Annotated in this window: 17 protein-coding genes; 2 read left to right on the top strand and 15 right to left on the bottom strand. The window is 43.6% G+C overall.

Annotated elements, in window-relative coordinates; all coding sequences use genetic code 11:
* Positions 1 to 6: 6 nt before the first annotated feature.
* The 15 genes from AC3EBE_RS17310 to AC3EBE_RS17240 form a co-directional block, all read right to left on the bottom strand.
* Positions 7 to 1,104: a cysteine protease StiP family protein gene (locus tag AC3EBE_RS17310; RefSeq protein ID WP_488596295.1), complete on the bottom strand. Its 1,098-nt coding sequence runs from the start codon at positions 1,102 to 1,104 to the stop codon at positions 7 to 9.
* A complete protein-coding gene (locus AC3EBE_RS17305; protein WP_488596294.1) occupies positions 1,104 to 2,462 on the bottom strand; it encodes a phosphoribosyltransferase family protein in 1,359 nt (452 codons plus the stop codon). Before AC3EBE_RS17305 ends, AC3EBE_RS17310 begins: the two co-directional genes overlap by 1 nt.
* Positions 2,407 to 3,603 carry an HpcH/HpaI aldolase/citrate lyase family protein gene (locus AC3EBE_RS17300; RefSeq protein WP_488596293.1) on the bottom strand — a complete coding sequence of 399 codons (1,197 nt, stop codon included), beginning with the start codon at positions 3,601 to 3,603 and terminating at the stop codon, positions 2,407 to 2,409. The genes AC3EBE_RS17305 and AC3EBE_RS17300 overlap by 56 nt, the downstream gene beginning before the upstream one ends.
* An 81-nt stretch (positions 3,604 to 3,684) precedes the next feature.
* Positions 3,685 to 4,473 carry a TerC family protein gene (locus AC3EBE_RS17295; RefSeq protein ID WP_488596292.1) on the bottom strand — a complete coding sequence of 263 codons (789 nt, stop codon included), beginning with the start codon at positions 4,471 to 4,473 and terminating at the stop codon, positions 3,685 to 3,687.
* 87 nt (positions 4,474 to 4,560) lie between these two features.
* Complete coding sequence (locus AC3EBE_RS17290) at positions 4,561 to 5,142, bottom strand: TerD family protein (RefSeq protein WP_488596291.1); 582 nt, start codon at positions 5,140 to 5,142, stop codon at positions 4,561 to 4,563.
* A 105-nt stretch (positions 5,143 to 5,247) separates the two neighbouring features.
* Positions 5,248 to 5,829 (bottom strand): YpjP family protein, encoded by a 582-nt coding sequence (locus AC3EBE_RS17285; protein ID WP_488596290.1) that lies wholly within the window; start codon positions 5,827 to 5,829, stop codon positions 5,248 to 5,250.
* A gap of 657 nt (positions 5,830 to 6,486) precedes the next feature.
* Positions 6,487 to 7,263 (bottom strand): class I SAM-dependent methyltransferase, encoded by a 777-nt coding sequence (locus AC3EBE_RS17280; protein WP_488596289.1) that lies wholly within the window; start codon positions 7,261 to 7,263, stop codon positions 6,487 to 6,489.
* A gap of 103 nt (positions 7,264 to 7,366) precedes the next feature.
* Complete coding sequence (locus AC3EBE_RS17275; RefSeq protein WP_488596288.1) at positions 7,367 to 7,801, bottom strand: BrxA/BrxB family bacilliredoxin; 435 nt, start codon at positions 7,799 to 7,801, stop codon at positions 7,367 to 7,369.
* A gap of 79 nt (positions 7,802 to 7,880) precedes the next feature.
* Positions 7,881 to 9,593: a dihydroxy-acid dehydratase gene (gene ilvD / locus AC3EBE_RS17270; RefSeq protein ID WP_488596287.1), complete on the bottom strand. Its 1,713-nt coding sequence runs from the start codon at positions 9,591 to 9,593 to the stop codon at positions 7,881 to 7,883.
* Between the two features lie 164 nt (positions 9,594 to 9,757).
* On the bottom strand, positions 9,758 to 10,888 hold the full coding sequence (locus AC3EBE_RS17265; protein WP_488596286.1) for a conserved virulence factor C family protein: 1,131 nt from the start codon (positions 10,886 to 10,888) through the stop codon (positions 9,758 to 9,760).
* A 122-nt stretch (positions 10,889 to 11,010) separates the two neighbouring features.
* Positions 11,011 to 12,894 carry an ABC-F family ATP-binding cassette domain-containing protein gene (locus AC3EBE_RS17260; protein ID WP_488596285.1) on the bottom strand — a complete coding sequence of 628 codons (1,884 nt, stop codon included), beginning with the start codon at positions 12,892 to 12,894 and terminating at the stop codon, positions 11,011 to 11,013.
* The gene (locus tag AC3EBE_RS17255) at positions 12,891 to 13,538 is read right to left on the bottom strand and encodes an HD domain-containing protein (RefSeq protein ID WP_488596396.1); all 648 of its coding nucleotides are present in this window, start codon (positions 13,536 to 13,538) and stop codon (positions 12,891 to 12,893) included. Before AC3EBE_RS17255 ends, AC3EBE_RS17260 begins: the two co-directional genes overlap by 4 nt.
* A 175-nt stretch (positions 13,539 to 13,713) precedes the next feature.
* Positions 13,714 to 14,565 (bottom strand): DegV family protein, encoded by an 852-nt coding sequence (locus AC3EBE_RS17250; protein WP_488596284.1) that lies wholly within the window; start codon positions 14,563 to 14,565, stop codon positions 13,714 to 13,716.
* A gap of 98 nt (positions 14,566 to 14,663) precedes the next feature.
* The gene (locus tag AC3EBE_RS17245) at positions 14,664 to 15,188 is read right to left on the bottom strand and encodes a hypothetical protein (protein WP_488596283.1); all 525 of its coding nucleotides are present in this window, start codon (positions 15,186 to 15,188) and stop codon (positions 14,664 to 14,666) included.
* 21 nt (positions 15,189 to 15,209) lie between these two features.
* Entirely contained in the window at positions 15,210 to 16,898 is a 1,689-nt protein-coding gene (locus AC3EBE_RS17240; protein ID WP_488596282.1) for a formate--tetrahydrofolate ligase, read from the bottom strand.
* A 169-nt stretch (positions 16,899 to 17,067) separates the two neighbouring features.
* Between AC3EBE_RS17240 and metA the strand changes: the two genes are divergently transcribed.
* A complete protein-coding gene (gene metA / locus AC3EBE_RS17235; protein WP_488596281.1) occupies positions 17,068 to 17,976 on the top strand; it encodes a homoserine O-acetyltransferase MetA in 909 nt (302 codons plus the stop codon).
* 174 nt (positions 17,977 to 18,150) lie between these two features.
* A complete protein-coding gene (locus tag AC3EBE_RS17230) occupies positions 18,151 to 18,309 on the top strand; it encodes a hypothetical protein (RefSeq protein ID WP_488596280.1) in 159 nt (52 codons plus the stop codon).
* Positions 18,310 to 18,322: the final 13 nt, after the last annotated feature.

The raw sequence follows: 18,322 nt of genomic DNA, 5'->3' as shown, positions 1-18,322 counted from the left end.
GGTGCCTTACCCCTTTACCTTCTTAATTAAGCCGCAGCAAGCATAGTCCATTACCGGATAATGCACCACTTCGACCTTTTTCTCTCTTGCAAGCAAAAGAATATGCTTAATATACGGACTGTCAAAATCCTTGACAAGGATTTTCCATGGCACTCTGCGCAGCAAGACTCTCGTAGTTTCTCCGACTCCTGGTTTGATCAAATTCATATTATCAATGCCGTATTCCCGACCGATTCTTTGGACTGTCTCCATTCCTGTATAATCAGCAATTGCCTTTTCATTGAGAACCTGCAATGCCTGTTCTTCGGCTGCATCGTAAATATTCTCAAACTCGCTGGTTATAACTTCTATAAAATCCCTGGAAACATCAAGGTCCTCAAATTCCTGATAATATTTCGCTCCATGGAAATCTCCCGGATTTATATATACTTTGTTTAAGACCGTCCTGCTGATAAGCCCAGATACGGTAGAGTTCAAGCATGCGCTTGGCAAAAGAAAATCATCCCTAGTTCCAAACAAGGTGGAGCAGTGCCCGGGATCTGCCAAAACAGCTATATTATCATCCAGCACGACACCAAGCTTTTCATAAATGATTTTACAGGATTTCTGCAATTCAAGAGAAATTGCCCCTTTTCCAGTCCAGCCGTCTACAAACTGGATGCTTTGACTATCATGACGATCCAATATATATCGGATAGCATTCTCATCAATCCCCTTGCCCCTGATGATGGAGATGCTGTAATGAGGAAGGTTCACTCCATATTTTGAGAGAATATATCTTTTTATTAATATTCCTACAGGTGTACCTGCCCTTGCCAGGGATACAAGTACCGCTTCCTTTCCTTTTGAACGATAAATCTGTTCTGCAGCAATTCCTGTATATAAAGCAGCCTGATACTTGTAGGAATCCAGCATGCTCCAGAACAGCTCCATATATTCCTTCCCAGGCGCTTCTTCAATCGGCAGCGTTTCACTGTAGTGGCGGCCGCTTTGAATCTCTTTTTCTCTTTTTTCAGAGGAGCCCTCCAAAAGGATGCCAGACAGGTCCTTCAAAAGAAAAATGACATCCTCTTCATCATAAGAACCAAACCCTATATTGGACATTAGCACCCCGCCCTTCTTCCTTGTAAGAAGATCAGATTGACAGAACCAATCCCTGCCTTCTGGAATTCTTTCATCATGGGTTTAAGCCATTCATCTGGAACTTCCCTTTCAAAAAACAATAAAGCATGATCATACTGAAAGGGTGCGATGTTATATAAGTAATGCTGGATGTCAGGATCTTCAGGGTTCGGGAAGGCCATGCCGTATCGAGCACCGTAATCTTCCCTGTTTATGATATGAATAGGACTCCTTGTAGTAGACTGGTAGCTGATGTTACCCTCCATACTTGCAGCAATTGCCATTGGAATATACATAAATTCACCAGTACCAATACATATCACCGATTTCCCAGCTAAACCTTGTGAGAGCCTTGCAGCAGCATCAGAAATGTTGGAATCCAATTCCGATCTTTCTTGTTCATTCAGCCCGAATCTGCCGCTGAATGAAGTAAAAGGTATCCCTGACAGCTTTCCCCCAAGATAGCTTGATGCCTGGCCTGAATTAAGCTCGTGAAGATATGTTTTTTCAATGCTTGGGTAGGTCATTGTCAAAGCCTGTTCTTCTTGTGATTCTTCTTTCTCCGGAGACTGGCCACTGACTTTGAAGTTCCCTCGCAGCAAACTTACACAGCGAAGATTAATGCCTAGTTCTGCTTCAAGATTCTCGAACTTCTGGACATCTTCATCCGAACGCCAGTCTAGAATAGAGACGACCGTGTAAGATTCGCGGGGATATTCAGCCTGGATCGAACGGATAATATTAATCGCAGTCTTCCCTGTTGACATCTCATCATCTACCAAAACGATTTCCCGTTTATTATCCAATAGATTCCTTGAAACATAACAGCGGTGGGAGGTTGCGTGCGAGTGTTCCTCCTCGAATGTAATGACAGGCTGCTGCCCGTCAATTACCTCTCTTGTTGTGTGGAAATAATCCGCCTTTTTAAAGGCAGCAAAAAAAGCCTGTCCAAGAGCTGTAGCTGTCTCCGCAAAACCAATGATAACCGGATTGATCATCTCAGGGATGAATGCGTCAGGAACCGCCGGATTGTCCTTTAAAAATTGTTCGCCAAGGTTCAAATCCTCTGCAAATGCTCTGTCCGAAGTTTGAGATGCATAGCGCTCAGCCAGTAATTTGCCTGTCAGCAGTCCTTTTACTGGATTGATAGGCAAATGTTTACCGAGGATTTTGCTGACGAATAAGAAGGATCGTTTCTTATTTCTGCGGGCTGCCATGACAAAAAGCTCCTCAAGCGGGAGCATATAAGGATTTTCGGTAATTTCTAATTCAATTGAAAGGCTATCAAGAATTTGATATGAATATTTCCTGTTTAAGCAAGTCGATGTTTGTAATTCCATCTTGAAGCACCCCATATACCTTTGATTTCCGCAATATTTTTTGTGCCCAGTAATAATGCGGTTTGACTTCATTCATTTTATTTGCGAAGGCACTTTTTCGTACACCGTTATGGCTCTCAGCTTCTTCGACAATATTTTTCGCGTCAATATATTCCTCATAGCTAACTGCATTTAAGGCATGGACGGCTTTAATGTGGCTTGGATGGATGATCGTTTTGCCGGTTAGCCCATTCGCAATGTCCATCAGGATTTCCTGGATCAAACCATCCATATGGCGGTCAATGAGCTCGCTTCGCCATTTCAATCCTTCCTGCCCGAAGGACGTTTTAAAAGGAGTCTGTCTCAGCTGAGGCTTCAGGATCCTTTGTGTCGAAGAGAAATACTCCCATACAGGGCCTGAAATGACATATGGACTGTCATAACGAAGGAATACATTGACGATATCTGAAATGCAATCCCTGATTACTCCGATATCATATACCGTCGTATCCGCATTTCTCCTGATGCCATATAGACCGCTGAAGTCGGTAGCCCCTATTCTTACATTCAGGATCAACTCATTGAATTCATCGACCACTCTCTTTATCGCCAGCAATTCTTCTAATCTTGTCTCTTTTTCTATGATTCTCTTTGTTTCAAGTATTGGCATTGCATAAATAGGGGATACAGTAATATTAAGGTTTTTGATAAATTGCAATATCTCTCTGCCTGCTACGGGTTCAAATTTTGGGATGACAATTCCCGCTAATACTTTCATGGATTCCGCTGCTTTAGCAGCTATACTCTTCAACTGGTCAAGACTCCTGATTCTGATAAACACCAAAGGCAGCTCTTCAACTGTAATATATCCTTTGTCAATCGCCTCATTAAGGTGGTTTAGCTCTGTTACCAGCTTGGTTTCTGCGTATTCAACCTCATGGTCAGCTATTGAATCTTCAAGGCAAATTACCATTGATGCCAATCCATCATGTTTTTTTACCATGAGCTCCTGATGGATGCCTTCCCTGGTGGCTGGCATGTACAAAGTTGCGCCCAGAGCAAAGGCCAGCTCTTCCTGTTTAGAATATTTGCTGAATTTTCCGGGTTTCTGGTAGAAAAGGCTTTCTAATTCTTTTTCATATAAATTTGAAAATAGTTTCATGGGAAATTTCCCCTTTTTTGGGTGTTTTGGATAAAAAGAAAGGGAGCGGACATCAGTCAGTTCCCTTAAGGTAATATGTTTTTATTGAACATTCTTTTGCTGCTCATTTTCTTCTGCTTTTTTCTTGTTGATATAATGGACAACAAAGGTTGCTGTAAAGGTCACCAGCAGCAGGATAAAGAAGTGAAGGTGTTCGACATGGACGCCGAACACGCCAGCAAACATTTTGACTGCAATAATCAGAATCAAAATGTATGCAGTTGTTTCAAGCTCCGGCACACGGTCGATTAACTTAAGGAATACACCAGCGACACCACGCATCATAAGCACGCCAAGCATACCGCCAAGCAATAACACCCAGACTTCCTGGGAGATACCAAATGCTGCAAGGACGCTATCGACCGAGAAAGCGATATCCATAATTTCAACAGCAGCAACTGTTCCCCAGAATGTACCGAACAAGCGGATAAGCAATCCACCCTGGTTAACGCCTTCAACCTCCTCGATATCCGGCTCCTCGCCTTTTCTCTTATCCATAAAGTATTTAATTGCCAGCCACGCCAGGTAGGCTGCGCCAAGGACTTTGACCCACCAGAATTCAATTAAATATACACCAACTCCGATTGCGATGAATCGGAATGCATAAGCACCCAGCAAGCCATAAAATAATGCTTTCTTCCTCTGCTTTTCCGGTAAATGTTTAACCATTACCGCCAAAACGAGGGCATTGTCCGCTGACAGAAGGCCTTCCATGATGACCAATGTACCAATCAGTCCCCAGCTGACAGGATCAGTTAAAACCCTGACCCACATATCCCAATCAAAAAACTGGGCGTAAGTATCTATAAAACCTTGTAAAATTTCAGGCATTCTTGAAGTTCCTCCCACTCTGTTCTCTCTTTATTCTCTATAGAAAGACCCGGCAACGGCCGGGCCTTTTCTCCAGCATATATAATTTTACCCTACTTGAAGGCCAAAGTCTGTAGCAAGTGCTGCCAATCCACCCTGATAGCCGCTGCCAATGGCACTGAATTTCCATTCGTTATTGTGGCGGTAAAGCTCGCCAACTACGATTGCAGTTTCGATTGAGAAATCTTCTCCCAGGTCATAACGAATCATTTCTTCGTTGGAATCAGCGTTCAGGATCCTCACGTAAGAATTAGATACCTGTCCGAAGTTCTGGCGGCGTGCTTCGCCATCGTGGATTGTGATCGTGAAGGCGATACGCTGAACACTTGCAGGAACTGCACCAAGCTCAACTGTGATTTGCTCATCATCGCCGTCTCCAGCACCCGTACGATTATCCCCAGTATGTACAACTGAGCCATTTCCGCCAGTCGTATTATTGTAGAATACAAAGTCGCTTTCGGATCCGACCTTACCGTTGTCTCCGAGTAAAAACACAGAAGTATCAAGGTCAAAATCGTTGCCGCCATCATATTTATTTACATCCCAGCCCAATCCGACGATCACTTTTGTCAAACCAGGGTTCGTTTTAGTTAAATCTACTTTTTGGCCTTTCGCTAAACTGATTGCCATTATTTCAACCTCCAAAATTAGTTTCAATTGTAATACGATTGGTGCCCATATAAGTTTCAATATCTTTTAATATTTTTTCATAATTTCGCGTTAAATTCAAATATGTTAACTTTTCCATTTTGGGGGCGTGTTCTTTGCCCAGAAAATCGAACCCAGCCCATAATGAGTCTGAAAGTTGTCATGATAGGTATGATAGTGGAAATTGAACCAATATCCAGCCTTCGGAGGCTGATCCCTTCTTACATGGAAACGGATTATATCCTTTCCTTCACCGCCGATAATATGGAAGATTTTTTCCGACTCACCTCCACTTGGCATCTCCGTAATGCTGAGCGAATGCAATTCCTCTCCTGGATACTGAGTGGCTACCATCTCAATTGCTTTCTCAATATTTGGCAGGATTGTCTGCCGGAATTCATCCTCAATCACTGGGCCGATTTTAGCACCAAATTTTTGCAAGGACTGCTGTTCTGCTTCCCTCATCGCCCAATCTAAAAACTTTTCCCGCTCGGCTTCTTCATCCAGAGGTGATTCCAGTGTATCGATGATAGAGGTTTCAGCTGATTCGGATTTTACTGCCCGGTCATTTGTGGTAGTCAGCAGTACATTCGCCTGGGCAGGAGTAACCATCCCAAATGTAAAGATGGAAATCATGACGACTAGCGATTTGCGAAGCCACGCTGGCATGTCGATCACTTCCTTATGTATGAATTTTTTCTTGAAAATTATTAATCTATTAAGGGTAAAGGTATATTCAAAATCAAATGATTATTATTTTCAACCTCTAACGGTTAATAATTCATTACTTTGGCAAGGATATTTTCATAAAGAAAGGCTCTTTTCTAATACTCTGTTGCTATTTTATATACTTACGAAAGAAATTCCCATTTTCTAAAAGTTTTTTAAAGAAGGGTTTGTAATAAAATGCTGTTGATTTCCGTTCCAGGCGCTTCGCTTTCCTCGGGGCGTGCGGTGAGCCTCCTCGTAGCTGCGCTCCTGCGGGGTCTCACCTGTCCCGCTAAATCCCGAAGGAGTCTGCGCGCCTTCCACTACAATCAACAGGATTTTAATTCAACATTGGAAGGCAACAATCTTTGCGAAAACGATCTAAAAAAAATATATATAGCATTATTATAACTTGTTTATACGTAAAATTGGGCAAAGGGTTTCAAATTTTCCGGAATTGGTTAAAAGAAATTATAATGGCCTGTATGAATTTTTATTTAAGGAGGTTTTCCTATGGAGTGGGGTATTGCTGCAGTAGCTTTTATCATGTTGGCTTATTTTGTTTTCCTGGCAATTGCGGATTAATTCGAAGTATGAAAAAAGAATGAGGCAGCCTCCTCATTCTTTTTCTATGATTCCAAAATGAAATTTTGCTGATTTCCTTCGATAAACTTTAAAATCCAATTCTTCAAACCTCTTGCTTCGAAAATGGTCTTTTAGAATAACACGTTTTTTCGCGACCCTGATTGCCTGTTCAACGGTTTCTTCAGAAAGTCCTTCATACACTGCGAAGTGGCTTAATCCTCTAATCCCATCAGATTCAAGAATTGATTCATCAAACATTGGATCAAAATATACACAGTCATAGGTGTTATCCTCAAGCCCTTTTAAAAAATCGAGAGAGTACCCTTCTATCACTTTGATTCTCCTCATTGCCTGATTAATTCCCTCAAATCCTGAATCCCAGGATTTCAATCCATTTTTGACGATGAAAGATAGCTCAGGACGAGCTTCTATCCCGGTTACACTGCCGCTCTCGCCAGCGACGAAGCTGGCAACAATGCTGTCAGACCCCAAGCCAAGGGAACAATCCAAAAAGCTCATGCCTGGTTTTAGTTTAGCGGCTTCAACCAGCGGATCATTTTCTGACTTCATCAGCCGCTTGATCCTGAACATCGCGGAATTTGGATGAAAGAAAAAGGGGTCATTTTCTCCAAGCGGGAACAGTTCCAGCCTTTCTTTCCCAACAATAAGGCAATCATCGTGATAGAGCTCCTGAAGTGCCATAACAGACCTTTTCTTTCGCGGCACGAATATTGCCCCTAATTCCTCTGAAATACTCCGGGCAAGGGTACTCATCTCTTCATTCGTCCTGCCAGCAGTAGTTACGAACACATTACCCACCTCAACATATCTTGTAACGGCTATTTACCATAGTATTGGATGCCGAACGTTCATAAGAAAAAGGATGCCAGAAGACATCCTTTTTCATTCAATATTAGCAATTCTCTTCGAATGCAGCAGTCAAATTTTCCATGATTGCTTCCATTGGCTGGCCTTCAATATCATGGCGCGGAATGAAATGAACAACTTCTTTTCCTTTTAACAGTGCCATTGATGGTGATGACGGCTCAAGCCCATCGAAATATTCACGCATTTTTGCTGTAGCCTCTTTATCCTGTCCTGCAAAAACTGTTACCAGATGATCTGGTTTCTTTTCGCTTCTTAGCAGAGCCTGCGTTGCTGATGGACGGGCTAGTCCGGCAGCACAGCCGCAAACTGAGTTTACGACAACAAGGGTTGTGCCATCAGCATTTTCCACGAAATTTTCTACTTCTTCAGCTGTAAGCAATTCTTTAAATCCAGCACGTGTGAGCTCTTCACGCATCGGTTTGACCATCTGTCTCATATATTCTTCATATGCCATTGACATAAAGGTATCCCTCCCAACAATAGTTCAGTGTTAGCATACTATATTATGATTGCTTAACGCAATAATATAACAAGCTGGCTTAAGAATGAACCGGGAGCTGTACCGCTTTCTCTTCAAATGCGTCGGTAACCGCACCTTTGGATGAACATGAAACTAACCTTGCGTATTTGCCAAGTGTCCCTCTTGCTGGTAAAGCAGGCGGACTCCATGACTTCCTGCGGGCAGCAAGCTCCTCATCACTGAGATCCACAGCAAGCAGCTTTTGTTCACTGTCAATCGTGATGATATCTCCATTTTTAATTAGAGCAATTGGGCCTCCTGCCTGGGCTTCTGGCGCAATATGTCCGATTACAAGACCATGGCTTCCTCCTGAAAATCTTCCATCAGTCAGGAGAGCTACACTTTCGCCAAGACCCTTTCCAACAAGGATCCCTGACAGCGACAGCATTTCAGGCATCCCCGGTCCGCCCATTGGCCCTTCATAGCGGATGACAAGGACATCACCGGCAACAATCTCATTTGCCATGACCGCCTTTGAAGCTGATTCCTCATCATCGAAAACTTTCGCTGGCCCGGTCATGCTTTTGACCTTTAATCCTGAGACCTTTGCTACTGCACCATCAGGAGCCAGATTTCCTTTCAGGACTACCAATGGACCATCTTTCCTCAAGGGCTGTCCGACTGGGTGGATAACCTGCTGGCCTGCCTTCAATGCCGGCAGTTCCTCGAGATTCTCTCTGAGCGTCTTACCGGTAACAGTCAGGCAGTCACCATGCAGAAGCCCTTCCTCTAACAGAAGCTTCATTACTGCTGAGACACCGCCAGCCTCAAATAAATCCTGCATGACATATTTTCCGCTTGGCTTCAGGTCAGCAATATGAGGCACTCTTTCCTGAATCCTGTTGAAGTCTTCAAGCTTGAGGTCGACCTCAGCTGAATGGGCGATCGCCATCAAGTGAAGGATTGCATTTGTCGATCCTCCTAAAGCCATCACAACCGTTATCGCATTTTCAAATGCCTCTTTTGTAAGAATTTGCCTTGGGCGAATATCTTGTTCAAGCATTTTATATACTGCCTGACCTGCCTGGTAGCAATCATCTCGTTTAGCATCCGTTTCTGCTGGATTAGAAGAGCTTCCAGGCAAGCTCATTCCCAGCGCTTCGATTGCACTGGCCATCGTATTGGCAGTGTACATCCCTCCGCAAGATCCTGAGCCTGGACATGCATGGCATTCAATCTTATGGAGCTCATCCTCGCCAATGGTTCCTTTGTTGTATTGTCCAACTCCTTCAAACGCCGACACAATATCTAAATCTTTTCCATCAAGCTTGCCCGGCTTGATGGTACCGCCATATACAAAAACGGACGGCAGATCCATTCTGGCAATCGCCATCATGCAGCCCGGCATATTCTTATCACAGCCGCCAATCGCAACAAATCCGTCAAGGCTTTCACCCTGAACAACCGTTTCAATAGAATCAGCAATTAAATCCCTGCTCGGCAGCGAGTATCTCATGCCGTCTGTTCCCATCGATATGCCATCTGAAACAGTAATCGTATTAAAAATCAGCGGAGCCCCACCTGCAGCTCTTGCTCCTTCTTTTGCTTTTACAGCTAGTTTATCGATATGTATATTACATGGTGTGACCTCGCTCCACGTACTGGCGATTCCAATCATCGGTTTCTTGAAATCCTGATCGCTAAATCCTACTGCCCGAAGCATTGCACGGTTCGGCGCCTTTCTGGCATCATCACTGAAAACATGGCTTTTGATACGTAAATCCTTTTCCATAGCTGTCCCTCCTGATTTTTTATTCACTACATTAAACGTTTTTCATTATGATTGCAATAATTTTCTAAAAATTTAAAAAATGTAAACGTATCCATTTTACCAGTAAAAAAACTAGCCATGTATTCACGGCTAGTTTACATAAAAATATTATTGTTTAATCAAGTTTATTGTTTTCGAGCTTCGGTCATCTGCTTCCATACAGAGCCCTTTGCTTCCTCTCCATGTTCAATTCTGGCGATCGCCAGCTTGACCTGCATTGCCACCTCGAATTCTGGATCTTCCTCAGCCTCTTTCAAGGCATGCAAGGCTCGCTCGTCACCAACCTCGTAAAGAAACATAGCAGCTCGCCAGCGGACAAGCTTGCTGGAATCACTCAAGGCCTGCATCATTTCATTCATTGCCTCAGGGTGCCCAAGATCTGATAAACAGTCACCTGCAGTTCTTCTGACCGTAACTGTTTTATCTTTTAAAGCTTTGTAAAGCAGAGGCAGCGCTTGTTTATCTTCAATCATTCCTAAATACACAGTTGCCAGCCTTCGGATTGAAGCCTTCTCATCATTTAGGGCTTTCTCCAGCATCGGCAGGTCATCAACTGTCGGATCTTCCATTTGCTCAAGCAGCTGATAACGCATACGCCAATCGGGATGATCAAGATCAGAACCTTGTACCCTTACTTTTTTCTTAGCCGATTTTAATTGGGCATCCTGTGATGGGTTTTTGGCACTATTCACAAGCTCTTTCAGCCTTTCGGGAGGATAGGCTGCTAAAAGCTCTTCTACCACCTCAGCACCAACTTGTTCAATATCACCATATCTGACGCCAAGCTCCTTCCATCGGCGAACCATGACCACGTTATCCTCTGGTGTTTGGACTTCTCCCACACTTTTGACAAAGATATCCGGAAGGCCAAAACGCTTCTCTTCGTTACCATCTGTCAACTTAACCTGCATCGGAATTCCTTTGTATATCTGTAGCAGGACTTTGATTTCACCATAATGCTCATTGATTGCTGCCGAACCATCCCCAGCTGATTCAGCATCCTCTCCAAACGCTTTCCTTACCTCTGGCAAAATCACCTTCCAGTCAAACTTTGCGTTCCTTTCCACCGCAAGGAAATCAGCGACGTGGTATACCCCTTTTACTCCTTCTATATCAAGTATTTTTACTACAATATCCGGTGCGCCTGCCGCAGAGTCTTTTTTATAGTTATTGCTTTTGCCCATAGGCAGTTCTTCATCCAGGTTGATCTTCATTGTATTCGGGCTCGGTGTTGGTTCAATCGATACTATTTTCACAGTCCCACCCCTTTATATTTATTGAGAATGATGCCATTTTATCATATTCATATGGAGTTATCATGCTCGGCTGCTCGCCGCAATGACAGAGTCCAAACAAAAATAAGGCCGTATTTCAGGCCTTATTCACTTTCAGCAATTTCAGATAGATAACTCCATCTTTCAATCAAATACTCAAGCTTTTCGTTCAGTTCTGCTTCCTCTCTCATCAGTGCCTGGCCCTTTTCGAAATCACTGCCGATGTTTGCCATTTCCCCCTGTACTGCCTCCAGGCGAGCTTCTGTATCGGCAATATTATCATCGATTTCAGACCATTCTTTTTGCTCCTTAAAAGTCATCTTCTTTTTCTTTTGCTTTTCCGGCTGCTCCGTTTTCTCCTTTTTCGGGAGGACAGTTTCACTCTCAATCTTTTGGCGTTTCTCGAGATACTCCGTATAGTTACCAAAATATAATGTTGTTTTCCCCTCTCCCTCTAATTCAAGAAGCAGGTCGACAACTTTATCAAGGAAATAACGGTCATGTGATACGGTAATGACTACACCGGGGAAATCCTCCAGATAGTCCTCCAGTACTGTCAAAGTCTGGGTATCAAGGTCATTTGTCGGCTCGTCGAGCAACAGGACATTCGGCTCTTCCATTAAAAGTTTTAATAAATATAATCTCCGCGTCTCTCCGCCTGAAAGCTTCCTGATTGGAGTACCATGCGAATAAGGGGGGAATAGAAACCTTTCTAGCATTTGAGAAGCAGATATGGTTTTCCCGTCTGTAGTATGGATAACTTCTGCTGTTTCTTTCAGGTATTCGATCACACGTTTATTTTCATCCAGATCCTCATTTTCCTGGGTATAATAAGCGATTTTCACTGTTTGTCCTGTAATCATTTCTCCTGAATCAAGTTGAATCCTGCCGGCAAGGATATTCAGCAGCGTCGATTTTCCAGTTCCATTCCTGCCGATGATGCCCAATCTATCGCCAGGTTTTACAAGCAGGTCAAAACCATCAAGAATGACTCTTCCTCCATATCTCTTAGAAGCATCCTTCAGCTCTAGCACCTGCTTGCCCAGCCGGCTCCCACTTAAAGCGATATCAAGCTTTTCAGAGGACTTAACATTTGATACCTCTTCATCGAGCTTTTCAAATCGCTGGATCCTGGCCTTTTGTTTGGTTGTCCTTGCTTTAGCGCCTCGCCTGATCCACTCAAGTTCCTGCCTGAATAAATTCTTCTTTTTCTCTAAGGTCGCCGCTTCATTCTCTTCCCTTATTGCCTTTGCTTCTAGAAAGCTTGCATAGTTGCCTTTATAGCTGTACAGGGATCCTCCGTCCAGTTCAAATATCCTGTTTGTCACCCTGTCGAGAAAATATCGGTCATGGGTAACAAGCAATAGGGATCCCGAATATCTTGAAAGATAATTTTCAAGCCATTTGACTGTTTCATAATCCAGATGGTTAGTTGGTTCATCAAGTATCAGCAAATCAGGAGCTTCAATCAGCACTTGCGCCAAAGCTACCCGCTTTTTCTGGCCGCCAGACAGCTCTTTCATTTCCCGTGTAAAATCAGTGATCCCAAGCTGCATTAATATCGATTTAGCTGCAGTATTGGCATCCCAGCCATCCGAGCTGTCCATTTTTCTTTGAAGGTCATAGAATTTCTCCTGAAGGACAGAATCATCCGGCTTGGTGGCTAGCTCTGACAAGACCAGTTCATACTCTCTCATCAATTTGAGGATAGGGGCCTCCCCACTGAAGACCTGGTCAAGGACAGTTCGATCAGGCTCCATTTCAGGCTGCTGGGAGAGGAAAGAAATCTTATAATCTTTCCCTAAAATAATTTCACCAGCATCTGGCTGGTCAATTCCGGCGACGATTTTCAGGAGGGAAGATTTTCCAGTCCCATTCACACCGATAAGTCCTATTCTTTCCCGTTCGCCAATTGTAAAGGTAATTCCATTGAATAATTCTTTTTCACCATATGTTTTCGTCACATTCTCAATCGTGAGCATCTTCATGCCTTACCATTCCATTCATTGTAAAATTGTTCGAGGAAACCTTCCATGTAAGTGTGCCTCTCTTCGGCAAGCTTCTTTGCCTGCTTTGTGTTCATCTTATCTTTCAGTTTCAATAGTTTCTCATAAAAATGATTGATTGATGAACTGTTGCCAGACCGGTATTCCTCCAATGTCATCTCTTCCCTTGTTGTAAGGCTTGGGTCATAAATCGGATGACCCTTTTTGCCGCCGAAAGCAAATGTCCTGGCAATCCCAATGGCTCCCAATGCATCCAGACGGTCTGCATCCTGGACGATTTCAGCTTCGATGCTATTCAGATTTATTGCACGGCCGCCTTTAAAGGAAACCGTTTCGATACAATCCTTAATATGGTTAGTAATTTCTTGATCAAGGTCCAAGCCAGCCAAAAATGAATCAAGCTTCGCCCAGCCAGCTTCCTCCGAATCATTCAGTTTTCCATCGGGGATATCATGAAGAAGGGCTGCCATTTCAATAATAAACCATTCCCCTTTCCGTTCCCCGCTCCAAATCATATGTGCATTCTTCCTGACCCTGTCTATATGGTGCCAGTCATGTCCGGAGGAATCCTTTTCAAGCTCTATTTTCACAAAATCTTCTGCCTCTTTTAAAATATCTTTCAAAATCTGCACCTGCCTTCTCTCGGAGACTATTTTACCATATTGAATGCAAACGGCTGTAGTTATGTATTTTCACAGAAATAAACAGGCACTTTCATAAAGTTTCAAAGGGCCCTTCCTATACCTAAAGGAGAAAGGTTACATGTAAAATCCTATATAAAAAAAAGTGCCCAGAGGCACCTTAAACACTCGCATTATTCCAGCTGATTCCAATCGTATGTTCTCCGGCATGAACTCCGATGACAGCCCCGATTGGGCAGCTAAGGAAAGTGATATCAGGAAACTCGCTTTCAAGCTGGGATTGCCACTCATCAGCTACTTCTTTGTGCAGTCCATATAAAATATAAACTTCCCTGAGATCAAACCTATCATGAGATGATCTTAAATAACCGAAAATTTTCTCTCGGGCTTTTTTATCACTTCGCACTTTGTCCTTCGTATTCAGTACACCATCTTCAATACTGATGATTGGTTTTACATTCAGCATGCTTCCAAGATAAAATTGGACTCCCCCCATGCGGCCGCTGCGGTGAAGCTGTTCCAGGCTGCCGATCATCACATATGTTTCATTGGAATCCCGTATGATCTCCAGCTTTTCTTTGATTTCTTCAATTGAAGCACCCTGTTCCGACAGCTTGATTCCCTTTTTTAATTGGGATGTCAGCGGGTAAGTGAGGATCTTCGAATCGAATGTTATAACGGGAACCTTTTCGATTGCCTGTGCTGCCTGTACACTTGAAGCAACAGTCCCGCTAAGCTTCGAGGATATAAGAATCGCAAATATAGCATCATATTCGCTGGCCAGTTTTTCATATAGCTCCATAAAAACACCAACCGGAGGCTGGGAAGTTTTTGGAGGTGTTTTGACAGAATTCAATTTTTTATATAATTGTTCCGCTGTTAAGTCAATACCATCTAAATACTCTTCCTCATCCAATACAATTGTCATAGGCACCTGATATACGTCAGGGTGGTTCCTTAATGCTTCATCCAGATATGCAGTACTGTCTGTTACCCAGGCGATTTTTTTCAAGCGCTCTCCCCCTTAAAATATATTACTTCTTCCATTACCGTTTATAGATTATTCTGAAAACACAAAGCAAATTCCTGCCTGAGGGCAGGAATAATGATCTATAGAATAAAATTTTCTAGTTTTAACAGAGATTCAATCATATACCCGACCATCTCTGATAAATCCCCTATCTGATCCTCATATATCATTCTATTAAACGAAATTGTTGCACTGATTTCAGACTTGGATGGTGTCCCAAAAGGATGGAATGAGGCGGCTTGATCAATCGTCCGCCCCTTTCCCCATATATTTTCTAATACATCCTGGACGGATTGATAAATACCCTCTTTATCAGGATGAGGCATATTGAAGCGGATCAAGGCAGAACATCCGGCAAGAAGATCGGAATTGCCCAGCAGCTCTGCAGAAAGATTCTCGAGCCCTGCCTCAAGGGTCAGGGTGGCGGCGAGTCTTGATGATTTGCCATTAGCCAGAGCAAAGGATATTTCGTATTTGCGTGAAAGCTTGGCAGTATTGATCCAATCATTCCGGTCAATGACGACAATTTCACCGCTTAAATCCCGGTCGTAAATTTCGCCTTCTATTACTACCTTGATATTTTCAAATGCTGTCGGATCAAACATGCCATATACACTCCTTTGTCTCTAGAAAAGCCCCACCGCGTTGCCTTCCTCGTCAACATCCATGTTCAATGCCGCTGGAAGCTTTGGCAAACCTGGCATGGTCATGACTTCACCTGTCAATGCTACAATGAAACCGGCTCCTACAGAAGGCTTCAACTCCCTCACAGTAATCGTGAAGCCTGAAGGCCTTCCTAATTTTTGCGGATCATCTGATAAAGAATATTGTGTCTTTGCCATACACACCGGAAGGACTCCCCATCCATGGCCCTCAAACTCAGCAAGCTGCTTTTTCGCTTTTGGCGAGAATTCCACTCCATCGGCTCCGTATACCTGGCGGGCAATCGACTGGATTTTACTCTCCAGCGAATCTGATAGATCATATAAGTGAGCGAAGTTGTTTTCATTACTTTCAATGACTTCCAGTAATGTTTCAGCAAGGGCAACTCCTCCTGCTCCTCCCTTTTCCCATACCTCTGTAAGAGCTGCTGGAATACCTGCAGCTTCGCAAAGTTCCATAAGAGTCTTTGTTTCCTGTTCCGTATCCGTTATAAAACGATTGATGGCAACAACATATGGCAATCCAAACCCTGCAATTGTTTCAATATGCTTCTTAAGATTTGTAAAACCATCCTTTAAAGCCTGGACATCTTCGTTCACCAGCTCTGTCTTCTTCATGCCGCCATGCATTTTCAAGGCGCGGATCGTAGCTACGATCACCACAGCTGCTGGCTCGATTCCTGCACTTCTCGCCTTGATGTTGAGGAACTTTTCAGCACCAAGGTCAGCACCGAAGCCTGCTTCTGTAACGACAAAGTCCGCAAGCTTGGAAGCCGCTTCTGTAGCGATTACACTATTGCACCCATGTGCAATATTTGCAAATGGCCCGCCATGAATCAAGGCAGGTGTATGCTCAATCGTCTGGACAAGGTTCGGTTTTACCGCTTCTTTTAGAAGCAGAGTCAGTGCGCCTTCAACACCAAGGTCACCTACTGTTACAGGCTGTCTGGCATAATTGTAGGCAACCACCATTTTTGAAAGTCTGCTCTTCAAATCCTTTAAATCGCTGGCAAGGCAAAGCACTGCCATGATTTCTGAAGCAACCGTGATATCGAATCCATCCTCACGCGGAACTCCCTGCAGCGGTCCTCCAAGTCCGATGACTACTTTCCTTAGTGCGCGGTCATTTAAGTCAAGGGCCCTTTTCCATACAATTCTGCGCTGATCGATGTTCAGCTGGTTCCCCTGCTGGATATGATTATCGATCAAGGCAGCCAATGCGTTGTTTGCAGTCGTGATAGCGTGCAAATCTCCAGTAAAATGGAGATTTATGTCCTCCATAGGAAGTACCTGCGCATAGCCGCCACCAGTAGCTCCGCCTTTAATTCCCATCGTCGGCCCTAGAGAAGGCTCCCGCATTGCAATCATCGTTTTTTGTCCAATCCGGTTTAAGGCATCCGCAAGTCCTACTGTAACAGTTGATTTACCTTCTCCAGCAGGAGTAGGGTTGATCGCAGTGACGAGGATGACTTTTCCGCTTTCCATCGTTTTTAGCTTAGCAAGTGCCTCAGAGGACAGCTTGGCTTTGTATTTTCCAAACAGCTCTATTTCATCGGCGTCGAGGCCGATATCCGCTGCAATTTCAGTGATTGGTTTCATTTTACTTTCACGAGCAATTTCAATATCTGACTTAACTTGAATATTCGTTTCCATTTCCATCCCCCCAGATATTCTCTATATGCTTTCCATCTTATATTCTACCATTTTCGAAAAGTTATCAGGTGAAAAATATTCAGATGAAACGAAAAATTCGCTTTAGTCAATTGCTCCGCCAAAGAATTCAGATTATAATAAAAATTATTGCCTTAAAGGGGGTTCCACATTGCCAATTAAAATTCCATTCCATCTTCCAGCAAGGGAAGTTCTGGAGGAGGAAAATATTTTCGTCATGGATGAAGGCCGTGCATCGCAGCAGGATATAAGGCCTCTCAACATCCTGATTCTCAATCTTATGCCTGAAAAGGAAAAAACAGAAAGACAGCTGCTTCGCCTGCTTGGAAATACACCACTTCAGGTCAACATTACATTCCTAAAAACAGCTACATACGAATCTAAAAACACATCGCCCTATCATCTCGAAGAATTTTACCAAACATTTACCGAAGTAAAAGGAAAAAAATTTGATGGGATGATCATTACAGGTGCACCGATCGAACTGATGGATTTTGAACAAGTAGAGTATTGGGGTGAGCTGACTGAAATTTTGGAGTGGACAACCGAGAATGTCACCTCCACCCTCCATATATGCTGGGGAGCACAGGCTGCGTTGTATTACCATTATGGAATCAAAAAATACGAGCTTCCGAAAAAATGTTCTGGTGTCTATAGTCACCAGGTTCTGGACAATAAAGAAAAGCTGCTCCGTGGATTTGATGATTGGTTCAAAGCCCCGCATTCCAGGAATACTGATATTTCCATGGTTGACTTAAACACAAAGAAAGAGCTAAAACTGCTGGCAGCTTCAGAGGAAGCAGGACCGCTAATCATATCCTCAACAGATCGCAAAAGGATCATGATTACAGGGCATTTGGAGTATGAGGCATCAACATTGGCAGAAGAGTATGAGAGGGATCGGCAAAAAGGGCTGTCAATCAGCATGCCAGAACACTATTTTCCTGGCAATGACCCAAAACAGCAGCCTGTTAACACATGGCGTTCACATGCACATCTATTCTTTTCAAACTGGCTAAATTACTATGTCTATCAGGAAACTCCTTATGAATGGGATTAATAAGAAAAGTTCAAGCGCCTTGTATTAAGGAACGGCGACTAACTTCGCCACATCCTGTGGCAACGTCGCCGTCAGCACATCCTGTGCAAGTCCGACAAGCGCTTGCCGACTAAGACCGCCACGTCCTGTGGCAACGTCGGCACTAGAACATCGTGTCCGTCGGAGGTCCTGCCAATGAAGTCGTTCTTTGACTTCATTGGCAGGACCGAAAACGAAAAGTATAGCCGACTGCCCAGAAACGCAGAAACTGGAGACTCCGACAAAGAAGCGCTTTTTGCTTCTGCCGGCGGAGTTGAAGTTTCGGAGTTTCTAGGAGGCGAAACTAGACAATAAGAAACGCGGAGGC

This window comes from Mesobacillus sp., from assembly GCF_057785455.1.
Note: the sequence above shows the minus strand (reverse complement) of the source record. Positions and strands in the feature narration are given on the sequence as shown.

Excerpts from the sequence above, each read along its gene's own strand:
- AC3EBE_RS17240 (WP_488596282.1), bottom strand. The coding sequence starts at position 16,898 with ATGGAAACGAATATTCAAGTTAAGTCAGATATTGAAATTGCTCGTGAA.
- AC3EBE_RS17275 (WP_488596288.1), bottom strand. The coding sequence starts at position 7,801 with ATGTCAATGGCATATGAAGAATATATGAGACAGATGGTCAAACCGATG.
- AC3EBE_RS17310 (WP_488596295.1), bottom strand. The coding sequence starts at position 1,104 with ATGTCCAATATAGGGTTTGGTTCTTATGATGAAGAGGATGTCATTTTT.
- ilvD (WP_488596287.1), bottom strand. The coding sequence starts at position 9,593 with ATGGAAAAGGATTTACGTATCAAAAGCCATGTTTTCAGTGATGATGCC.
- AC3EBE_RS17305 (WP_488596294.1), bottom strand. The coding sequence starts at position 2,462 with ATGGAATTACAAACATCGACTTGCTTAAACAGGAAATATTCATATCAA.
- AC3EBE_RS17290 (WP_488596291.1), bottom strand. The coding sequence starts at position 5,142 with ATGGCAATCAGTTTAGCGAAAGGCCAAAAAGTAGATTTAACTAAAACG.
- AC3EBE_RS17300 (WP_488596293.1), bottom strand. The coding sequence starts at position 3,603 with ATGAAACTATTTTCAAATTTATATGAAAAAGAATTAGAAAGCCTTTTC.
- AC3EBE_RS17285 (WP_488596290.1), bottom strand. The coding sequence starts at position 5,829 with ATGCCAGCGTGGCTTCGCAAATCGCTAGTCGTCATGATTTCCATCTTT.
- AC3EBE_RS17260 (WP_488596285.1), bottom strand. The coding sequence starts at position 12,894 with ATGAAGATGCTCACGATTGAGAATGTGACGAAAACATATGGTGAAAAA.
- AC3EBE_RS17295 (WP_488596292.1), bottom strand. The coding sequence starts at position 4,473 with ATGCCTGAAATTTTACAAGGTTTTATAGATACTTACGCCCAGTTTTTT.
- AC3EBE_RS17245 (WP_488596283.1), bottom strand. The coding sequence starts at position 15,188 with ATGTTTGATCCGACAGCATTTGAAAATATCAAGGTAGTAATAGAAGGC.
- AC3EBE_RS17230 (WP_488596280.1), top strand. The coding sequence starts at position 18,151 with ATGAAGTCGTTCTTTGACTTCATTGGCAGGACCGAAAACGAAAAGTAT.